The 16,616-nt window shown below is 63.1% G+C and carries 16 protein-coding genes and 1 tRNA gene; 7 read left to right on the forward strand and 10 right to left on the reverse strand.

Annotated features, from left to right (window positions below; all coding sequences use genetic code 11):
* Positions 1–25: 25 nt before the first annotated feature.
* From EV686_RS15400 to EV686_RS15430, 7 genes are read left to right on the forward strand one after another with little or no spacing between them, the layout of a single operon-like run.
* On the forward strand, positions 26–2,932 hold the full coding sequence (locus tag EV686_RS15400; protein ID WP_132477839.1) for a monovalent cation/H+ antiporter subunit A: 2,907 nt from the start codon (positions 26–28) through the stop codon (positions 2,930–2,932).
* Positions 2,932–3,276 (forward strand): Na+/H+ antiporter subunit C, encoded by a 345-nt coding sequence (locus EV686_RS15405; protein WP_132477840.1) that lies wholly within the window; start codon positions 2,932–2,934, stop codon positions 3,274–3,276. The genes EV686_RS15400 and EV686_RS15405 overlap by 1 nt, the downstream gene beginning before the upstream one ends.
* Positions 3,273–4,916, forward strand: coding sequence for a monovalent cation/H+ antiporter subunit D (locus tag EV686_RS15410; RefSeq protein WP_132477841.1), 1,644 nt, complete (start codon positions 3,273–3,275; stop codon positions 4,914–4,916). Before EV686_RS15405 ends, EV686_RS15410 begins: the two co-directional genes overlap by 4 nt.
* The gene (locus EV686_RS15415; RefSeq protein WP_132477842.1) at positions 4,913–5,404 is read left to right on the forward strand and encodes a Na+/H+ antiporter subunit E; all 492 of its coding nucleotides are present in this window, start codon (positions 4,913–4,915) and stop codon (positions 5,402–5,404) included. The genes EV686_RS15410 and EV686_RS15415 overlap by 4 nt, the downstream gene beginning before the upstream one ends.
* Positions 5,401–5,682 (forward strand): K+/H+ antiporter subunit F, encoded by a 282-nt coding sequence (locus EV686_RS15420; protein ID WP_132477843.1) that lies wholly within the window; start codon positions 5,401–5,403, stop codon positions 5,680–5,682. Before EV686_RS15415 ends, EV686_RS15420 begins: the two co-directional genes overlap by 4 nt.
* A complete protein-coding gene (mnhG, locus tag EV686_RS15425; protein ID WP_132477844.1) occupies positions 5,679–6,035 on the forward strand; it encodes a monovalent cation/H(+) antiporter subunit G in 357 nt (118 codons plus the stop codon). Before EV686_RS15420 ends, mnhG begins: the two co-directional genes overlap by 4 nt.
* A gap of 35 nt (positions 6,036–6,070) precedes the next feature.
* Positions 6,071–6,523: a hypothetical protein gene (locus tag EV686_RS15430; protein WP_132477845.1), complete on the forward strand. Its 453-nt coding sequence runs from the start codon at positions 6,071–6,073 to the stop codon at positions 6,521–6,523.
* 119 nt (positions 6,524–6,642) lie between these two features.
* Here the strand turns inward: EV686_RS15430 and EV686_RS15435 are convergent, their stop codons facing one another.
* The 10 genes from EV686_RS15435 to rnr form a co-directional block, all read right to left on the reverse strand.
* Positions 6,643–7,734 carry a sensor histidine kinase gene (locus EV686_RS15435; protein WP_243650912.1) on the reverse strand — a complete coding sequence of 364 codons (1,092 nt, stop codon included), beginning with the start codon at positions 7,732–7,734 and terminating at the stop codon, positions 6,643–6,645.
* Positions 7,709–8,389 (reverse strand): response regulator transcription factor, encoded by a 681-nt coding sequence (locus EV686_RS15440; RefSeq protein ID WP_132477846.1) that lies wholly within the window; start codon positions 8,387–8,389, stop codon positions 7,709–7,711. The genes EV686_RS15435 and EV686_RS15440 overlap by 26 nt, the downstream gene beginning before the upstream one ends.
* A 78-nt stretch (positions 8,390–8,467) precedes the next feature.
* Entirely contained in the window at positions 8,468–8,962 is a 495-nt protein-coding gene (locus tag EV686_RS15445) for an ExbD/TolR family protein (protein WP_132477847.1), read from the reverse strand.
* Between the two features lie 2 nt (positions 8,963–8,964).
* Complete coding sequence (locus EV686_RS15450; RefSeq protein ID WP_424451478.1) at positions 8,965–9,969, reverse strand: MotA/TolQ/ExbB proton channel family protein; 1,005 nt, start codon at positions 9,967–9,969, stop codon at positions 8,965–8,967.
* Positions 9,970–9,989: 20 nt separating this feature from the next.
* Positions 9,990–10,871, reverse strand: a complete 882-nt coding sequence (locus tag EV686_RS15455; protein WP_132477880.1) for an energy transducer TonB — start codon at positions 10,869–10,871, stop codon at positions 9,990–9,992.
* A gap of 179 nt (positions 10,872–11,050) precedes the next feature.
* Positions 11,051–11,126, reverse strand: a tRNA-Val gene (locus EV686_RS15460).
* 90 nt (positions 11,127–11,216) lie between these two features.
* Positions 11,217–11,489 carry an HU family DNA-binding protein gene (locus EV686_RS15465; protein ID WP_132477848.1) on the reverse strand — a complete coding sequence of 91 codons (273 nt, stop codon included), beginning with the start codon at positions 11,487–11,489 and terminating at the stop codon, positions 11,217–11,219.
* Between the two features lie 307 nt (positions 11,490–11,796).
* Positions 11,797–13,032, reverse strand: a complete 1,236-nt coding sequence (locus EV686_RS15470; protein ID WP_132477849.1) for a cystathionine gamma-synthase family protein — start codon at positions 13,030–13,032, stop codon at positions 11,797–11,799.
* A 164-nt stretch (positions 13,033–13,196) separates the two neighbouring features.
* Positions 13,197–13,940 (reverse strand): 23S rRNA (guanosine(2251)-2'-O)-methyltransferase RlmB, encoded by a 744-nt coding sequence (gene rlmB / locus EV686_RS15475; RefSeq protein ID WP_132477850.1) that lies wholly within the window; start codon positions 13,938–13,940, stop codon positions 13,197–13,199.
* A gap of 47 nt (positions 13,941–13,987) precedes the next feature.
* Positions 13,988–16,477 (reverse strand): ribonuclease R, encoded by a 2,490-nt coding sequence (gene rnr, locus EV686_RS15480; RefSeq protein WP_132477851.1) that lies wholly within the window; start codon positions 16,475–16,477, stop codon positions 13,988–13,990.
* Positions 16,478–16,616 lie beyond the last annotated feature (139 nt).

The raw sequence follows: 16,616 nt of genomic DNA on the forward strand, positions 1-16,616 counted from the left end.
GTCAAAACACTCACAGAAAGAATCGATGTCCTTACTTCTCCTGCTTCTTTTGCCCTTTGTCGGCAGCGTGATCGCCGCGTTGCTTTCCCCCGGCGCACGCAATCTCGAAGCATGGCTGGCTGGGGCCGTGGCCCTCGGTTGCGTCATCCTGGCCGCATTGCAGTTGCCCGCCATCCTGAACGGAGAGGTCATCCGGCTGAGCCTGACCTGGATTCCGGCCATGGGCATCGATTTCACCCTGCGCATGGACGGATTCGCATGGCTGTTCGCCATGATCATCGCCGCCATGGGCAGCCTGATCGTACTGTACGCGCGCTACTATATGTCGCCCAAGGACCCTGTCCCGCGCTTCTTCTCTTTCTTCCTGCTCTTCATGGGCGCCATGCTGGGCGTGGTGCTGTCAGGGAATCTCATCCAGTTGGTCATCTTCTGGGAAATGACCAGCCTGTCGTCCTTCATGCTGATCGCCTACTGGCATCACCGCCTCGACGCACGCCGCGGCGCGCGCATGTCGCTCATCATCACTGGCACGGGCGGATTCTGCCTGCTGGCCAGCGTACTGATGCTGGGCAAGGTCGTCGGCAGCTATGACCTCGATGTCGTCCTGGCGGCCGGAGACATCGTGCGCGCCCATCCCTGGTACAACGCCATCCTCGGCCTGATGGCGCTGGGAGCGCTGACCAAGAGCGCGCAATTCCCTTTCCATATCTGGCTGCCCAACGCCATGGCGGCGCCGACGCCGGTTTCCGCCTATCTGCACTCGGCCACCATGGTCAAGGCCGGCGTCTTCCTGCTGGCCCGCTTCTGGCCCGTTCTGGCGGGCACCGAGCAATGGGGATGGATCATCGGCGGCGCCGGCCTGTGCTCGCTGGTGCTGGGCGCCTACGCCGCCACCTTCCAGCAGGACATGAAGGGCGTGCTGGCCTACTCCACCATCAGCCACCTGGGCCTTATCACCCTGCTGCTGGGCATGAACAGCGAACTGGCGCTGGTAGCCGCGCTGTTCCACATCATGAACCACGCCACCTTCAAGGCCTCGCTGTTCATGGCGGCCGGCATCGTGGACCACGAAACCGGCACCCGCGACATGTCCCGCCTGTCGGGGCTGTTCCGCAGCATGCCGATCACGGCCACGCTGGCCATCGTCGCTGCGGCGGCCATGGCGGGCGTGCCGTTGCTGAACGGATTCATTTCAAAGGAAATGTTCTTCGCCGAAGCGATCACCAACAGCTCGTCTCAGTGGTTCCTGCCCATGGCCGCCGTGCTGGCGGGCGCGCTGAGCGTGGCCTACTCGATCCGTTTCATCGCCCAGGTATTCTTCGGCCCCGAAGCCACCGACCTGCCCCGCGCGCCCCACGAGCCGCCTCGCTGGATGCTCGTTCCCAGCGCCGTGCTGGTCCTCACCTGCCTGGTCGTGGGCATTTTCCCCGCGGCGACCATCGGCCCATTCCTGCACCTGGCGCTGGTTTCCATCCTGGGAGACGACACGCCCAGCTACAGCCTGGCTGTCTGGCACGGCTTCAACCTGCCGCTGATCATGAGCTTCGCGGCCATGCTGGGCGGCGTCGTCCTGCTGTATCTGCTGCGCGGCCACATGCGCAGGCGCCCCGGAACAACGCCCATCATCTACCGCTTCGACGGGCGCCGCACCTTCGACGCTCTGCTCGAATGGCTGGACATCGCTTCGGCGTCCGTCCTGAACATCCTGCAATCCGGCCGCCTGCAAACACAGATGTTCTGCGTCGTAGCTGCCACCCTGGTGGTCGCCGCGCTTCCGCTGCTGAGCCCCGAGTGGCTGCACCCCACGCAATCGACGTCCATGAGCCCCGCTTTCGTCGCCCTGTGGCTCGCCGGCGGCCTTTGCGCCATCGGCGCCGCGCAACAGGCCAAATACCACCGCCCCGCGGCATTGCTGCTGTCCGGCGGCGCCGGGCTTGCCACCTGCCTCACGTTCGCCTGGCTGTCGGCTCCCGACCTCGCCCTGACGCAGCTCGCGGTCGAAGTGGTGACCGTCGTACTGATCCTGCTCGGCCTGCGCTGGCTGCCGCGCCGCGTGCTGACCCGCCAGACCGACGCCGATCTCGCCGGAACGCACTTGCGCAGGCTGCGCGACTTCATCCTCGCCCTGGCGGGCGGCGCGGGCCTGTCGGCCATTTCCTACGCCGTGCTGACGCGCCCGCAGGGCGAAGGCATCGCTTCGTTCTTCGTGGAGCAATCCATCCCGCTGGGAGGAGGCTCCAACGTGGTGAACGTAATCCTTGTCGATTTCCGCGCCTTCGACACACTGGGCGAGATCACGGTGCTCGGTATCGTCGCCCTGACCGTCTACGCGCTGCTGCGCCGCTTCAGGCCTCCTCTCGAAAGCCTGATACAGCCGCTGGCCCGCATCGCCCCCGGCGCGCATCCGCTGGAACAGGACAAGCCCTCCGAACCCGACCCTGGCGCGCTCCTGCCGACCGGCGTCATGCTGATCCCAGCCGTGCTGGTGCGCGTGCTGCTGCCGATCGCCGCCCTGGTTTCCGTCTATTTCCTGCTGCGCGGCCATAACCTGCCGGGTGGCGGCTTCGTGGGCGGCCTGATTTTCGCAACCGCCGTCATCCTGCAATACATGGTGGGCGGCGTCATATGGGTCGAGGCGCGCCCGCGCATCCATCCTCAGTACTGGATCGCCTCCGGACTGCTTGCGGCGGGCATCGCGGCCATCATGGTCTGGTGGGCCGGCCGCCCCTTCCTCGCCTCGCTGACCTGGGATCCCGTGCTGCCCGTCATCGGCCCCATCCACCTCTCCAGCGTCCTGCTGTTCGATCTTGGAGTCTATATGCTGGTCATCGGCGCCACTGTCCTGGTGCTCGTCGCCCTGGCTCACCAGTCGCTGCGCTTTCAACGCAAGCCCATGCCCGCCCCGGCGCCCGACACAGGGGAGGCCGCCTGATGGAACTGATTCTTTCGCTCGCCATCGGCACCCTGGCCGGTTCCGGCATCTGGCTGATCCTGCGGCCGCGCACGTTCCAGATCATCATGGGCCTGTCGCTGCTGTCATACGCCGTCAACCTCTTCATCTTCTCAATGGGGCGCATCAAGCTCGGCGGCGCTCCCGTCATCGACACTACCGTGGGCTCGGATCCCGCGCTCTATACCGACCCGCTGCCCCAGGCGCTGGTGCTGACAGCCATCGTCATCGGCTTCGCCACCACAGCGCTCTTCCTCGTCGTGCTGCTGGCATCGCGCGGACTCACCGATACCGACCACGTTGACGGCAGGGAGCCCGAAGCATGACAGGACTGTTGCATCACCTCCCCATCCTGCCCGTCGCCATTCCGCTGTTCGCCGGCGCGCTGATGCTGCTGCAGCGCGACTCGCAGCGCAACATCAAGGGCGTCATCAGCCTGGCTTCCCTGCTGGCACAGATCGTCTGCGCCGTCATGCTGCTGCTCATGAGCACCGGCCAGATCGAAAGCGGCTGGGCCGGCAATGTTGGCGTCTATCTGCTGGGCAACTGGTCCGCGCCGTTCGGCATCGTGGTCGTGGCCGACCGGCTGTCGACAGCCATGCTGCTGCTGACTTCCCTGCTGGGCTTCGCCTGCTGGGTCTATGCAACGGCGCGCTGGGAGCGCGCGGGCGTGCATTTCGACCCTCTGTTCCAGTTCCTGCTGATGGGTCTGAACGGCGCCTTCCTGACCGGAGACCTGTTCAACCTGTTCGTCTTCTTTGAAGTGCTGCTTGCCGCTTCGTATGGCCTGATCCTGCACGGTTCGGGCGCGGCGCGCGTCAGCGCCAGCCTGCATTACATCGCCGTCAATCTGGTAGCCTCCTTCTTGCTGCTGATCGCCATCGCCCTGATCTACGGCGTGACCGGCACCCTGAACATGGCGGACCTGTCGGTCAAGGCCGGACTGCTGGACGGCGCCGAGCGCAGCCTGTTCGAGGCCGGAGCGGCTATCCTGGGCGTCGCCTTCCTGGTGAAGGCCGCCGCGTGGCCGCTGAATTTCTGGCTGCCCGCCGCCTATGGCAATGCCGCCGCCCCCGTCGCCGGGGTGTTCGCCATCATGACCAAGGTCGGCATCTATTCCCTGCTGCGCATCGGCTCCCTGCTCGATCCCAATGTGGCGCCGGCCGCCTTCGGGGGCGAATGGATGTTCCCCGTCGGCATCGCCACGCTGGTCTTCGGCGGCATCGGCATGCTGGCCACCCAGCAGGCGGAGCGGCTGTCGGGCTATGCCGTCATCATGTCGTCCGGCACGCTGCTGGCGGCGTTCGGCATGCCCGGCACTGTCCTGACTGGTCCGGGACTGTTCTACATGAGCATATCCATCCTGACCATGGGCGCCATGTTCATGCTGCTGGAAATGGTCGAACGCACGCAGACATTCGGCGCCGACCTGCTGGCCATCAGTATGGAAGCCTTCGATCTCGACGACCCTGAATCGCCGGACCGCTCGGACGACGTGGTCGGCGTTCCCATGCCCGCCGTCATGACCTTCCTGGGATTGTCATTCTTCGCCTGCGCCCTGCTGATCATCGGCCTGCCGCCCCTGTCGGGCTTCGTGGCGAAGTTCACCATGCTGTCGGCGGCGCTGCAGGCGGCCAGTTCTCCGGCCGCCACGCTCAATGCCTGGATATTCATCGGCGCGGTGCTGGTCTCGGGCCTTGCCGGCATCATCGCGCTGTGCCGCACCGGGATCCGTCTGTTCTGGAACGTGGATGAAACCGTCGTACCCAAACTGCGCCTGAACGAAGCGGTTCCGGTAGCCATGCTGCTGCTGACATGCGCCGCCCTGACGTTCTGGGCCGGCCCGGTCATGCAATACTTCGAAACGACGGCAAAATATCTGGGCGACACGTCGCTGTACGTCAATGCTGTCCTTCAGCAGACGCCTATCGCGACCGATGCGGCGATTCACGGGAGAGGAACATGAGAGCATTCATTCGCATCATGGCCACCCCGGCCATCCTGCTGCTACTGTGGCTGTTCCTGAACGACAGCCTGTCGGCCGGACACATCGTGCTGGGAGTCCTGCTGGCGGCATTCTTCAGTTGGGCGGCCCATCCGCTGCGCCCGCTGAAATCCGCCATGAAGCACCCGCTGACCATCGTGCGGCTGTTCATCCATGTCGTGACCGACATCATCCGTTCAAACCTGGCCGTAACCCGCCTTATATGGCTGGGCAAGGACAAAGCCAACATCACGCCCGGGTTTCTGTGCATTCCGCTGACCATGCGCGACCCTCACGGGCTGGCCGGTCTGGCGTGCATCATCACGTTCACGCCCGGAACCGTGTGGTCCGACTACTCCGAAACGGACAATACACTTACCCTGCACGTGCTCGACCTGAAAGACGAGGAAGCCTGGCGCACCATGATCCAGGAACGCTATGAACGCCCGCTGAAGGAGATTTTCGAATGAACCAGATCCTTGCCTGGGCCGTCATCTTCGCGCTCAGCTGCTATGTACTCGGGCTGCTGTTCGCGGCCATGCGGCTGTACATGGGCCCCACCTCTCCCGACCGGGTGCTGGCGCTGGACGCCATGTATATCAACGGCATCCTCATCCTGCTGGTGCTGGGGCTGCGCTACGACTTCCCGCTGTATTTCGATATCGCGCTGCTGATGGCCATGTTCGGTTTCGTCGGCTCGGCGGCCATGGCCAAGTTCCTGCTGCGCGGCGAGGTGATCGAACGATGAACGAACTCGAACTGCCACTGTGGATATCCATCCCCGCCGCCATCCTTCTGGTCTCCAGCGGCATCTTCGCGCTGCTGGGCTCTTTCGGCCTGCTGCGCTTCAGCAATTTCTACCCGCGAATGCATGCTCCCACGCTGGGAAATACATTGGGCGTCACCTGCGTGCTGTTCTGCTCCATCCTGCTGTCGTCTTTTCTCGAGCAGCGTCCAGTCGTATACTCATTGATCATCACTCTGTTCCTGATCATCACGTCGCCGGTCACGGCGGTCCTGCTCATGAAGGCGGCCCTGCGGCGCGATGCCCGCAAGGCAATCGAAAACGCCACACCTAGCGAAGACATGGGCAAGAGCTGAATCCGTACGTGATTCAACCGCAAGGAGGTCATAGCATGCGCAATCCTGCAAGACTCATCGGCTACTGCTTCGCCGGCATTTTCCTGACGGCCAATGCGGCAGCGCAAACCGCGGACATCGATGCGCAATACGCGCAGGAGCGGCAATATTGCGCCACGCTGCAGGAGCCCAGCCGCAGCGCCTGCCTCAAAGATGCCGCGGCCGTGCGCCAGGAAGCGCTCAGGGGCGCGCGCAACAAAGATGACGGCTCCTACCGACTCAATCGCACCACGCGCTGCGACCGCCTGCCGGCACAGCAGCGCGAAGACTGCCTGAAGCTCATGTCCGAGCAGCAGCCCAAAGTCCACGGCAGCGTGGAAGGCGGCGGCATGATCCGGGAAACAGTTATCGAAATCCCCGCGCCGGCGACCCAAGTGGCTCCGGGCGTGCAACAGGTGCAGCCAGCGCCGGCGCCGGCCGAATCCCTACCTGTCACTCCCGGCCGCTGATTCCATTTCCAGATCAAGCGTGAACACGAAGGCGAAGCGCAGACATTACAAGCGTAAGGCAAGCGAAGCCGACAAAGTGCACGTTTGATCTGGAGATGGAATGAGGCCGCGGCCGTCCATCAGCGCGTCAGCTTCGCGCCTATCCTGGGCCCCGGGAAAACGATGCTGATGCGCGTGCCCGGGAATTCCGGGCGGCTGGCCAAACCCCACCAGGCGCCGTGCGCCCTGGCGATCTCGCGCACAATGGCCAGCCCCAGCCCCGAGCCCTGCGCATTGGCCTTTGCCGAACGATAGAAGGCATCGAACACGCGCCGCGCATCCTCCTGTGCAACTCCCGGACCGTCGTCCTCGACCAGCAGCGTCGGCGGGTTGGCCCCGACATGCAGGCGTATCGTGCTTGCCCCTTCGCCATAGCGCAACGCATTGTCCATCAGATTTCCCAGCAGCTCCTCCATCAGCAGCGGATCCATGTCCACCCAGACCGGCGCCTCGGGAACCGTCAATTGCACGTCGATGTGTTTCGCCCGCGCGGCCGGGATCCATTGCGCGCCGCTATCGCACACCCATTCGGAAAGATCCGTGCGCACGAAGCTGTCCTTGGGGCGCGAAGAATCGTCCACCCGGGCCAGCACCAGCAATTGCTGCCCCAGGCGTATCATGCGGTCCGTGACGGTCTTGATGCGCTCCGCCCGCTCCCGGACATCCTGCGGCAGCTCCCGGGCCAGCATCAGCTCGGATTCCAGCTTCAGGCCGCTCAGCGGCGTACGCAACTGATGCGCGGCGTGGCCGATAAAGCGGCGCTGTGACTGCATGGCGTCATCCAGCCTGACCAGCAGGTCATTGAAATGCGTCACCAGCGGCACGAGTTCGGTGGGCATTCCTGATGCATCCAGAGGATGAAGATCATCCACCGAACGCTCCCGGATATCCCGGGACAGGCGGTTGACGCCGGACAGGCCAGAGCGCACGCCGGATACCAATACCATGGCGAACAGCACTACCAGCACAACCTGCCCGGCCGTCATCACCCAGAAAATGTCTTCCAGTTCCCAGTGCCAGGTCTTGTTCCTGGCGATCAGCCAGGTGACGGCCAAATCGGCAGCCAGCAGCAGAAGCGCCGCCGGCAACAAACGCAGCACCAGGCGGCGCGCGAGCGACCCTTTCGGCATCAGCCCGCCGAATGCGTCAACTGTCTTGCGGCGCGTCGACATCTAGCAGGTATCCGAAACCGCGCACCGTCTGTATGCCCACGCCCGTGGACTCCAGGCGCTTGCGCAGTCGGTACACATAGACCTCCACCGCGTTCTCGCTGAAATCGGCGTCCCATGCCGAGAGCGACGCCACGATCTGCCGCTTGGTCACGACCCGGCCGGCTCGTCCCATCAGCATTTCCAGCACCGACAGCTCGCGCACCGAAAGCTGCAGGCGCTTGCCATGCACGCGCACTTCGCGATTTGAGGTGTCGAACGAGATCGGGCCGATCTCCATCAGGGGGGCGGACTGCCCCGCACTGCGGCGCCGGAACACGCGCACTCGCGCTGCCAGTTCCTGCAGCTCGAACGGCTTGACCACATAGTCGTCAGCCCCAGCATCCAGCCCCGCGACGCGGTCGCTGATGTCGTCGCGCGCCGTCAGGATCAGCACAGGGACCGATTCTCCCGACGCACGCAGGGAGCGCAGGATCTCCAGCCCGTCCATGCCGGGCAGGTTGAGATCGAGGAGAAGGAGATCGTAATGCTGCCCGGTCAGCGCGCCCAGAGCCTGGACACCGTCCTGCAGCCAGTCGACGGCATAGCCCTGTTCGGAAAGAAACTCCCGCAGGGCATGGCCAAGCGTGGCATCGTCTTCGATAACTAGGATTCGCATGCCGTGATTCTAAACAAAAAAGACGTCAGGCGGCATGACGCCGCCTGAACCTGGAAATGCAATCCGCAAAGTACGCCGCTACTGGGCGGCGGCTGGCGCGGCCGGCTGCTGCGCCTGGCTGTTCGCCTCGGCTCCGGGAGGAGAGGCATTCGCCGCATCAGGATTGGGCCGCGTCACAAAGCCGATGCGCTTCATGCCGCCCTTTCTCGCACTGCTCATGACTTGCGCCAGCACCTCATAGCGGGTGTTCAGATCGGCCCGGATACGCAGATCGGGCTGCGGATCCTGCTTGGACTCCACGGCGAACCGCGCCGTCAGGTCATCCTCGCTGATGGCCTCTTCATTCCAGAACAGTTGCCCGTGCTCGTCGACCGCAAGGTCGATGACCTTAGGCTCCGTTTCCACCGGCTGGGCCGAAACCTGCGGCAGGTTGATATTGATGGAGTGACTGAGCAAGGGCGCCGTGATGATGAAGATCACCAGCAGCACCAGCATCACATCGATGAGCGGCACCATGTTGATCTCGGACACGGTATGCGAGGAGGACTTCTGGTCGAAGCTGCCGAATGCCATGGTTATTCACCCGTGCTGGTGGGGGCGGCTGCCGGGCGCTTGCGCTTGCTGCCGTAGCCGTTGGACTGTTGCTGGCCCGTGGACAGGAATGTGAAAAGATCATGCGCGAACGCATCCAGGCGCGCCAGATACACGCGGTTGCTGCGCACGAACGCGTTATAGGCCAGCACCGCGGGAATGGCCACGGCCAGGCCAAGGCCCGTCATGATGAGCGCCTCGCCCACCGGGCCCGCAATGCGATTGACGGTGACGCCGTCGGAGAGGCCGATGCCGATCAGCGCATGGTAGACGCCCCACACCGTGCCGAACAGGCCGACGAAAGGCGCGGTGGAACCGACCGATGCCAGAACCGTCAGGCCGTTCTCCAGCTTGGCGGTTTCCTCGTCGATGACCTTGCGGATGGTGCGCGTGACGAATGCGCTGGTGGAACCTTTCTCCTCCAGCTTCAGCGCGCCGTACTTGGCGTGATGATTGCGGGCATGGATGGCATGGCTGGCCACGTGCGCGAAAGGCTCGTTGGCTCCGTGGGTGGCGATCTCGTTCTCTACCTGCTCCAGGGAGCTTGCGCCCCAGAACTTGTCCAGGAAGCGGTCCGAGCGGCGGTGCGTGATAATGTTGCTGACGCACTTCACGATGATGAGGTACCAGCTGGCCAGCGACATCAGCAGCAGGATGACGAACAGGCTCTGCCCTACCCAGTCGCTTTGCTGGACGAAATAGAGCATGCCGGTATTGCTGGCGACTTCCGGCAACGGCGTATTCGCGGCTCCGGTCAATTGCGCGGCGGCGTCCGCCCCCGCCTGCAGCGCCGCGGCCCCGGTATCGCCGACAGCAGCGGCCGCGCCGTTCAGCGCATCGGATGCGCCGGCCGCGGCATTGGCGCCTGCGCCTTCAATCTGACCGCCCGCAACCGGACCGGATGCATCGGGCGCCTGCCCGCTCCCGCCGGTTGCCGCATCGGCGGCCGACTGGCCCACCTGCGCCAGAACCTGCATTGCATTACGAATTGAATCGAACATCGTCGGTCCTATAAAACAAAGTCAAAAGGAATATCCGCCATGGCGGGATAGGCTATGCCATTTTCCGTATACGGCTTGAAGCGCGCCTGCCGCACCGCCTTGATGGCGGAGTTGTCCAGGCGCTGGTAGCCGGACGACGACTGCACCTTGACGTCCGTTACCCTGCCTTCCGGAGAAATCACCACGCGCAACACCACCCGGCCTTGTTCCCGCATGCGTTCCGACGCACGAGGATACTCCGGCGCGGGCCGCTTGCCCAGATAATCGACACGGCCCACGACACGCGGCCTGTCGGGATCCACCGGGCCTGTCGGCCCCTTGGGCGCCGCCACTTCGGCTCCCTGGCCGGACGGTACGAACGGAGGCGCATCCGCCTTCTGCTCGACATCGGGCACCGGCTTGGGCGCGGGCTTCGGCACAGGTTTCGGCTTGGGCTTGGGTTTCGGTACAGGCTTGGGCTCGGGCTTGGGTTCAGGTTTTGGCTCAGGCTTCGGTTCGGGCTTGGGAATGATGATCGCCTCTGGCTCCGGTTCCGGTTCGATTTCAGGCTCTGGTTCCGGCTCAGGCTCGGGTTCCGGTTCTGGCTCGATTTCAGGCTCGGGCTCTGGCTCAGGCTCGATCTCCGGTTCCGGCTCGGGCTCGGGTTCCGGCTCGACGATGGGCTGCACCATTTCTTCGCTGGGCGTTTCATTGGGAGCGGCGTCGACAGGCTCCGGTCCAAGCTCGACGAAACGCACTTCGATGGTCTCCGGCATTTCGATCGAAGGCTCGACCTTGGACGCATGCAGCATCATGCCAAATACCCCCAGATGCAGGCCTGTTGCAATGGTTATCGCGGTCAGGCGCAACAATACCGGACGGTCTTTGGTGTCTGCATGCGGGTGCGTCATGGGCTGTGCAACGTGACTCAAGACCGCGATCCATCGGGACGGCGAATCTCTGTATGATTCAAAGTCGATTATAGTAAATCAAATGCGAACAATTCGCAATATAAATTGAGCAATACGCTGCAAGGATAATAAAAAAGGCACTTAGATTTCTCTAAGTGCCTGATTCATCTGCAAGGATTTGGTGGGTGCTGAGGGGTTCGAACCCCCGACCTACGCCTTGTAAGGGCGCCGCTCTACCAGCTGAGCTAAGCACCCTTGGGTGGTGCCACTATCGTCCCTTGCAGAGAAACGGGATTATAGCTTGCCGTTTCTACGCATGCAACTGAAGATGCCGCAAGGCGATTATCAGTTGACGGCGTCCTTCAGGGCCTTGCCGGGACGGAACTTGGGCACGCGAGCCTTCTTGATCTTGATGGCTTCGCCGGTGCGGGGGTTGCGGCCGGTGCGTGCGGCGCGCTCAGAAACCCCAAACGTGCCAAACCCAACCAGGGTAACCGTACCCTTCTTCTTCAGCGTTTGCTTGACGGCGCCGATGAACGCTTCCAGCGCACGGCCTGCGTCAGCCTTGGACAGATCGGCTTTGGTCGAAATGTGTTCGATGAGTTCTGTTTTGTTCATTTAAGAATTACCCCTGAAGTTTGTTTTTACCGGGTCGGAAAATACAGGATCCGGTTATCGGACAACAACGTGCAACGCATGAAGCGCCACCCCCTCCGCATGCCTGATATTGTCTATCGTAAACCTTGCAGAGAAAAGCAACGCAAAAAAATCGCGACAGATTTGTCAGTGCGTATTAGGCCTTCGAATAAAACGGCTGTCAAGCCAAAAAACCCTCAGAAGCCGCATAACCATTGACTTTTTTGCTATGAATGACATTCTGCGGGCCGTTTGTATGCATTTATTTCCCCGATTGCATCTTCTCTCGCTAGTTTGCGTCCAGGGCTTGCGCGAAATCCCCGATCAGGTCCGCCTCGTCCTCGATGCCTATCGACACGCGCAGGAGATTGTCGGCAATTCCCATCAGCGCTCGCGTTTCGGGCCCCATTTCGTAATAGATGGTATGCGCGACCGGCAGCACAAGCGTGCGCGTATCTCCCAGGTGGGTGGCCAGGATCAGCACCTTCAGGGAATTGAGGAAGGCGAAGACATCGACGGAAGGGTCCAGCTCGATACCCATCAGCGCGCCGAAGCGGCCCTGGAAATACGCCTTCGCCATCGCATGCTGGGGATGCGAGGCCAGGCCGGGATAGCTGACGCTGGCGACCTTGGGATGGCTTTCCAGGTACTTCGCAAGCGCAAGCGCATTGGCACAGGCCTTTTCCATGCGCAGCGCCAGGGTTTCCGCGCCCGCCGAAATACGGTGCGCCGCATCGGAGGATAAGGTGCCGCCCATGTCGCGCAGCCCCTTCTTCTTGATCTGGGTCAGCGCCCACGTACGCGGATCTCCCTTGCGGTAGGGCTCGGCGATCGCCTCGTAGGCCGACCAGTCGTACAGGCCGGTATTGGTGATGGCGCCTCCCAGCGCATTGGCATGCCCGCCGATGTACTTGGACAGCGAATTCATGACCAGCGAGGCATGGAAGTCGATCCCCGGCCTCAGGTAGGGCGTCGCCAGGGTATTGTCCAGCACGTATACCAGGCCTTTCTCGAGACACCATTCGCCCATGCCCTTCAAGTCCGCCACCTGGGTGCCGGGATTGGCGATGGATTCGGTGAACACCATGCGCGTCTCGGGCCGCCATGCGGTCTTGACCGCCTCCATGTCCGTAGGGTCTACCAGCGTAATGTCCACGCCAAGCGCCGTCAGCGTCCCGAACAGGCTGTTCGTGTTGCCGAAAATGTATTTACTGGAAATGAGATGGTCGCCCTTGCGCAGCAAGGTCATGAAGACCGCCGCCAGCGCCGCCATGCCGGTGGCGAAGGAGACCGTTCCGATGCCACGCTCCATCTGCGTGATCTTCTGCTCCAGCGCGGCGGTCGTCGGCGTGCCCTGGCGGGCGTAGCTGAAGCCGGCTTTCCCCTGGAAGACCGCTGCCAGCTCCCTGGAATCGTCGAACGCGTATTGCGAAGATGTGTGCAACGGTTTGTGGATGGCGCCGTGCTCTGCCCCGAAGCGCCGGTCGGAATGGAGAATGGTCGTGGTAAAGCCGTAGTTGCTCATGATTGCGTAATGGGAGGCATAGGATCTGGAGATAACCTCCGCATGTTACTGCGTTCACAGCGCGCTGCGCAGCCCTTATCACCAAAATCCACGCATCCCCGCCCGCTTATGCCCCGCGCGGCATATCGGCCCTCGCATCCGGGAGCGCGAAAGCCCGGCTCCGTTCAACTGCGCTGCCGCACCGTTTCATAGAGACAGACCGCGCTCGCCACGCTGACGTTCAGGCTCTCCACCGCTCCCAGCATGGGGATGGTGACGAGCTCGTCGCAGGTTTCGCGCGTCAGGCGTCGCATGCCCTCCCCCTCGGCGCCCATGACCCATGCCATGGGTCTGCGGGCGTCGACGGCATGCAGCGTCCGCTCCGCCTGGTCATCGGTGCCGACCACCCAGATATCGCGTTCCTTCAGGCTGCGCAAGGTGCGCGCGAGATTCGTCACCATCAGGTAGGGAACCGTCTCCGCTGCGCCGCAGGCCACGCGCTGCGCCACGCTGCTCAATCCCACCGAGCGATCGCGCGGGGCGATCACCGCATGCACGCCGGCGGCATCGGCCGTGCGCAGGCATGCGCCAAGATTATGCGGATCCGTCACGCCATCGAGCACCAGCAGCAAAGGCACGCCGCCTGCCTCCAGGACGTCGTCCAGCAGTTCATCGACGTCCACCGCCAGCGCCTGAGGCTGCGCCATGGCCAGCACGCCCTGGTGCCGCAGCCCCCGCGCCATGCCGTCCAGCCGCGAGGCCGGCACGGTGTGCACGGCGACGCCGGCGTTCCTGGCCTGCTCGACGAACGTTCCCATGCGCCTGTCGCGGCGCGATTCATCCACATAGACCAGGCGGATGGATGCAGGCGCATGGCGCAAGCGCGCCGTGACTGCATGGAAGCCGGCCAACAACTGATCAGACGACATGGTCTTGCTATCCTTTCTTCATATCCTGCAAAGCGCCGTACGATACGCTATCCGCGGCGGCCGCGCACGGACTTTCTGCTTGCAGCCTTTTTGGCCGGCCTGGCTTCCTGCCTGGCGGAGCGCTTGGCGGCGGCCCTGCGCTCGCGCGCCGTCGTCCCCTTGAGTTCCTGGGGCTTGGCCGTAGCCGCCTTCTTCACCCTCGGTGTCTTGCCGCCTGGCTCCTGCATCTGGGCCGACAGCGTCTTGAAGTCGGTTCCCTTGACCAGCCTGAACTCGATGCGCCTGGCCTCCAGATCGACCCTGGACACCTGCACATGCAGCGCGTCCGTCAGGCGGTAGCGCATGCCGGTGCGCTCGCCGCGCAGTTCATGGGTCGACTCGTTGTACTGGAAGTAATCCGAGCCGAGCTCCGAGACATGCAGCATGCCTTCGACATACAGTGAATCGAGCGTAATGAACAGCCCGAACGGGGCAACGCCGGTGACCCGGCCGCTGAACACCTCGCCGACATGCTCCTTGACGAACCAGCATTTCAGCCATGCCTCGACGTCGCGCGACGCCTCTTCGGCGCGGCGCTCGCTGGCGGACAGCAGCAGGCCCAGCTTTTCCCAGACCGCATGCTCGCGCTCCGCCGCGGTGGCTGCATCCGGCAGCCCTTCGCCGTCCAGCTGCGGCACATAGCGCTTGCCGCCCGCCAGGATGCTCTTGATGACGCGATGCGTCAGCAGGTCGGGATAGCGCCGGATCGGTGAAGTGAAATGCGCGTAATGCTCGTACGCCAGTCCAAAATGCCCGGATTCCTCGGGGCTGTAGATCGCCTGCTGCAGCGAACGCAGGCACATGGTCTGCACCACTTCGAAATCGGGGCGGTTGCGCGCCTGCTGTATCAACTTGGCGTAGTCGGCCGTGGTCGGGTCGTCCCCGCCCTCCAGCGACAGCCCGAGCCCGCGCAGGAACTCGCGGAAGGTCTTGAGTTTTTCCGGCGTGGGCCCCTCGTGCACGCGATGCAGGCCTGTGCGCTTGTTGCGCACCATGAAATCCGCCGCGCAGGTGTTGGCCGCCAGCATGCATTCCTCGATGAGGCGGTGCGCATCATTGCGGGCATAAGGCTCAATGCGCTCGATGCGCCCCAGCGGATTGCAGACGATGCGTGTTTCGATGGTATCGAAATCGATGGCGCCGCGCTTCGCGCGCGCCTGGGCGAACAGCTGGAACAGCTCGTAGAGATTGCGCAGGTAACCCGCGATGTCGCCCATGGATTGCGCCACGGGGCCGTTCGGCTGCTGCAGCGAAGTCCACACATCGGTATAGGTGGTGCGCGCATGCGAGCGGATGACCGCGTTGTAGAACTGGTAGGCCATTACCGTGCCGGCCTTGGCGCCGCTTGCGGCAACCACCATGTCGCACACCATCACCAGGCGGTCGACGTCCGGGTTCAGCGAGCAGATGCCGTTGGACAACGACTCCGGCAGCATGGGTATCACTCGGCGCGGAAAATAAACGCTGGTGCCGCGCACTTGCGCATCGGCATCCAGCGCATCGCCGGGGCGCACGTAATGGCTGACGTCGGCGATCGCCACCAGCAGCCGCCAGCCGGAGCGCTTGCGCTTCTCCGTACCCACGTTGACCGGCGCGCAATACACGGCATCGTCGAAATCGCGCGCGTCCTCGCCGTCAATGGTCACGAACGGTACGTCGCGCAGATCCACCCGGCCCTTCAGCTCATCGGGCTGGACCACGTCCGGCGTACGCTCGGCCTGGCGCAATGCCTTGTCCGAAAACGCCATCGGCACATCGAATTTGCGCACGGCAATTTCGATCTCCATGCCGGGGTCGTCGATTTCTCCCAGGATCTCGACGACACGGCCCAGAGGCTGGGAGTGGCGCGTAGGCTGCTGGACGATCTCGACGGTCACGACCTGCCCCTGCTCGGCGCCGCCAGTGTCCGACGGCTGGATCAGGATGTCGTGCTTGATGCGCGTATCTTCCGGCGCAACGATGAAAGCGCCGCGCTCCTTGAGAAAGCGTCCCACCAGGCGGTTGGTACGCCGCTCGATGACCTCAACGATCACCGCTTCGGGCTTGCCGCGATATTCGCCGTCGTATCTGGCCAGCACGCGGTCGCCGTGCAGCACCTTCAGCATTTCCCTTGGCGACAGGAAGAGGTCCGGCCCCTTGTCGTCGCGCTGGAGAAAGCCGAAACCGTCTCGGTGGCCCAACACTTTTCCGGCGATAAACTCGATTTTTCCGTTCAGCGCCACGCGGTCGTTCGGACCCAGGATGATCTGCCCGTCGCGCTGCATGGCCTGCAGCCTGCGCTCGAAGCCGATGGACAGGGGGATGCCGGCACCCAGCGCCTTTGCCATGGCAGGCTGCTTGACGGCCTTCTTCTGGCCGCGCAGATAGCCAAGAATGGCTTCCCTGCTGGGCACATCGGGATCAAAGTCTGGTGGCAGTTCTGGTGTGCCGGCAGTGTTCTCGGCAAAGGAAATTGGGGTGTCTTCGCTAATTTCGTTATTTTTAGATCGTTTGATCAAAGGTTATTTCCAATTCTAAAAAATTTCAGCTATAATTCTGTTCTTCGAAGTTTAGAGCATAGCAACGCGGTTTGGTTCCAGTATTGTGGTTTATAGGCTGGTTTCAAACAAGGGTTGATTCGCTTTAGGTCGACAGTGT

This window comes from Paracandidimonas soli, assembly GCF_004342005.1.
Lineage (GTDB): Bacteria > Pseudomonadota > Gammaproteobacteria > Burkholderiales > Burkholderiaceae_B > Paracandidimonas > Paracandidimonas soli.

Bases quoted from the DNA above. Each gene is read 5' to 3' on its own strand.
- mnhG (WP_132477844.1), top strand. From the start codon at position 5,679: ATGAACGAACTCGAACTGCCACTGTGGATATCCATCCCCGCCGCCATC.
- EV686_RS15430 (WP_132477845.1), top strand. From the start codon at position 6,071: ATGCGCAATCCTGCAAGACTCATCGGCTACTGCTTCGCCGGCATTTTC.
- EV686_RS15435 (WP_243650912.1), bottom strand. From the start codon at position 7,734: ATGTCGACGCGCCGCAAGACAGTTGACGCATTCGGCGGGCTGATGCCG.
- EV686_RS15410 (WP_132477841.1), top strand. From the start codon at position 3,273: ATGACAGGACTGTTGCATCACCTCCCCATCCTGCCCGTCGCCATTCCG.
- EV686_RS15420 (WP_132477843.1), top strand. From the start codon at position 5,401: ATGAACCAGATCCTTGCCTGGGCCGTCATCTTCGCGCTCAGCTGCTAT.
- EV686_RS15470 (WP_132477849.1), bottom strand. From the start codon at position 13,032: ATGAGCAACTACGGCTTTACCACGACCATTCTCCATTCCGACCGGCGC.
- EV686_RS15455 (WP_132477880.1), bottom strand. From the start codon at position 10,871: ATGACGCACCCGCATGCAGACACCAAAGACCGTCCGGTATTGTTGCGC.
- EV686_RS15465 (WP_132477848.1), bottom strand. From the start codon at position 11,489: ATGAACAAAACAGAACTCATCGAACACATTTCGACCAAAGCCGATCTG.
- EV686_RS15405 (WP_132477840.1), top strand. From the start codon at position 2,932: ATGGAACTGATTCTTTCGCTCGCCATCGGCACCCTGGCCGGTTCCGGC.
- rlmB (WP_132477850.1), bottom strand. From the start codon at position 13,940: ATGTCGTCTGATCAGTTGTTGGCCGGCTTCCATGCAGTCACGGCGCGC.
- EV686_RS15415 (WP_132477842.1), top strand. From the start codon at position 4,913: ATGAGAGCATTCATTCGCATCATGGCCACCCCGGCCATCCTGCTGCTA.
- EV686_RS15445 (WP_132477847.1), bottom strand. From the start codon at position 8,962: ATGGCATTCGGCAGCTTCGACCAGAAGTCCTCCTCGCATACCGTGTCC.
- EV686_RS15400 (WP_132477839.1), top strand. From the start codon at position 26: ATGTCCTTACTTCTCCTGCTTCTTTTGCCCTTTGTCGGCAGCGTGATC.
- EV686_RS15440 (WP_132477846.1), bottom strand. From the start codon at position 8,389: ATGCGAATCCTAGTTATCGAAGACGATGCCACGCTTGGCCATGCCCTG.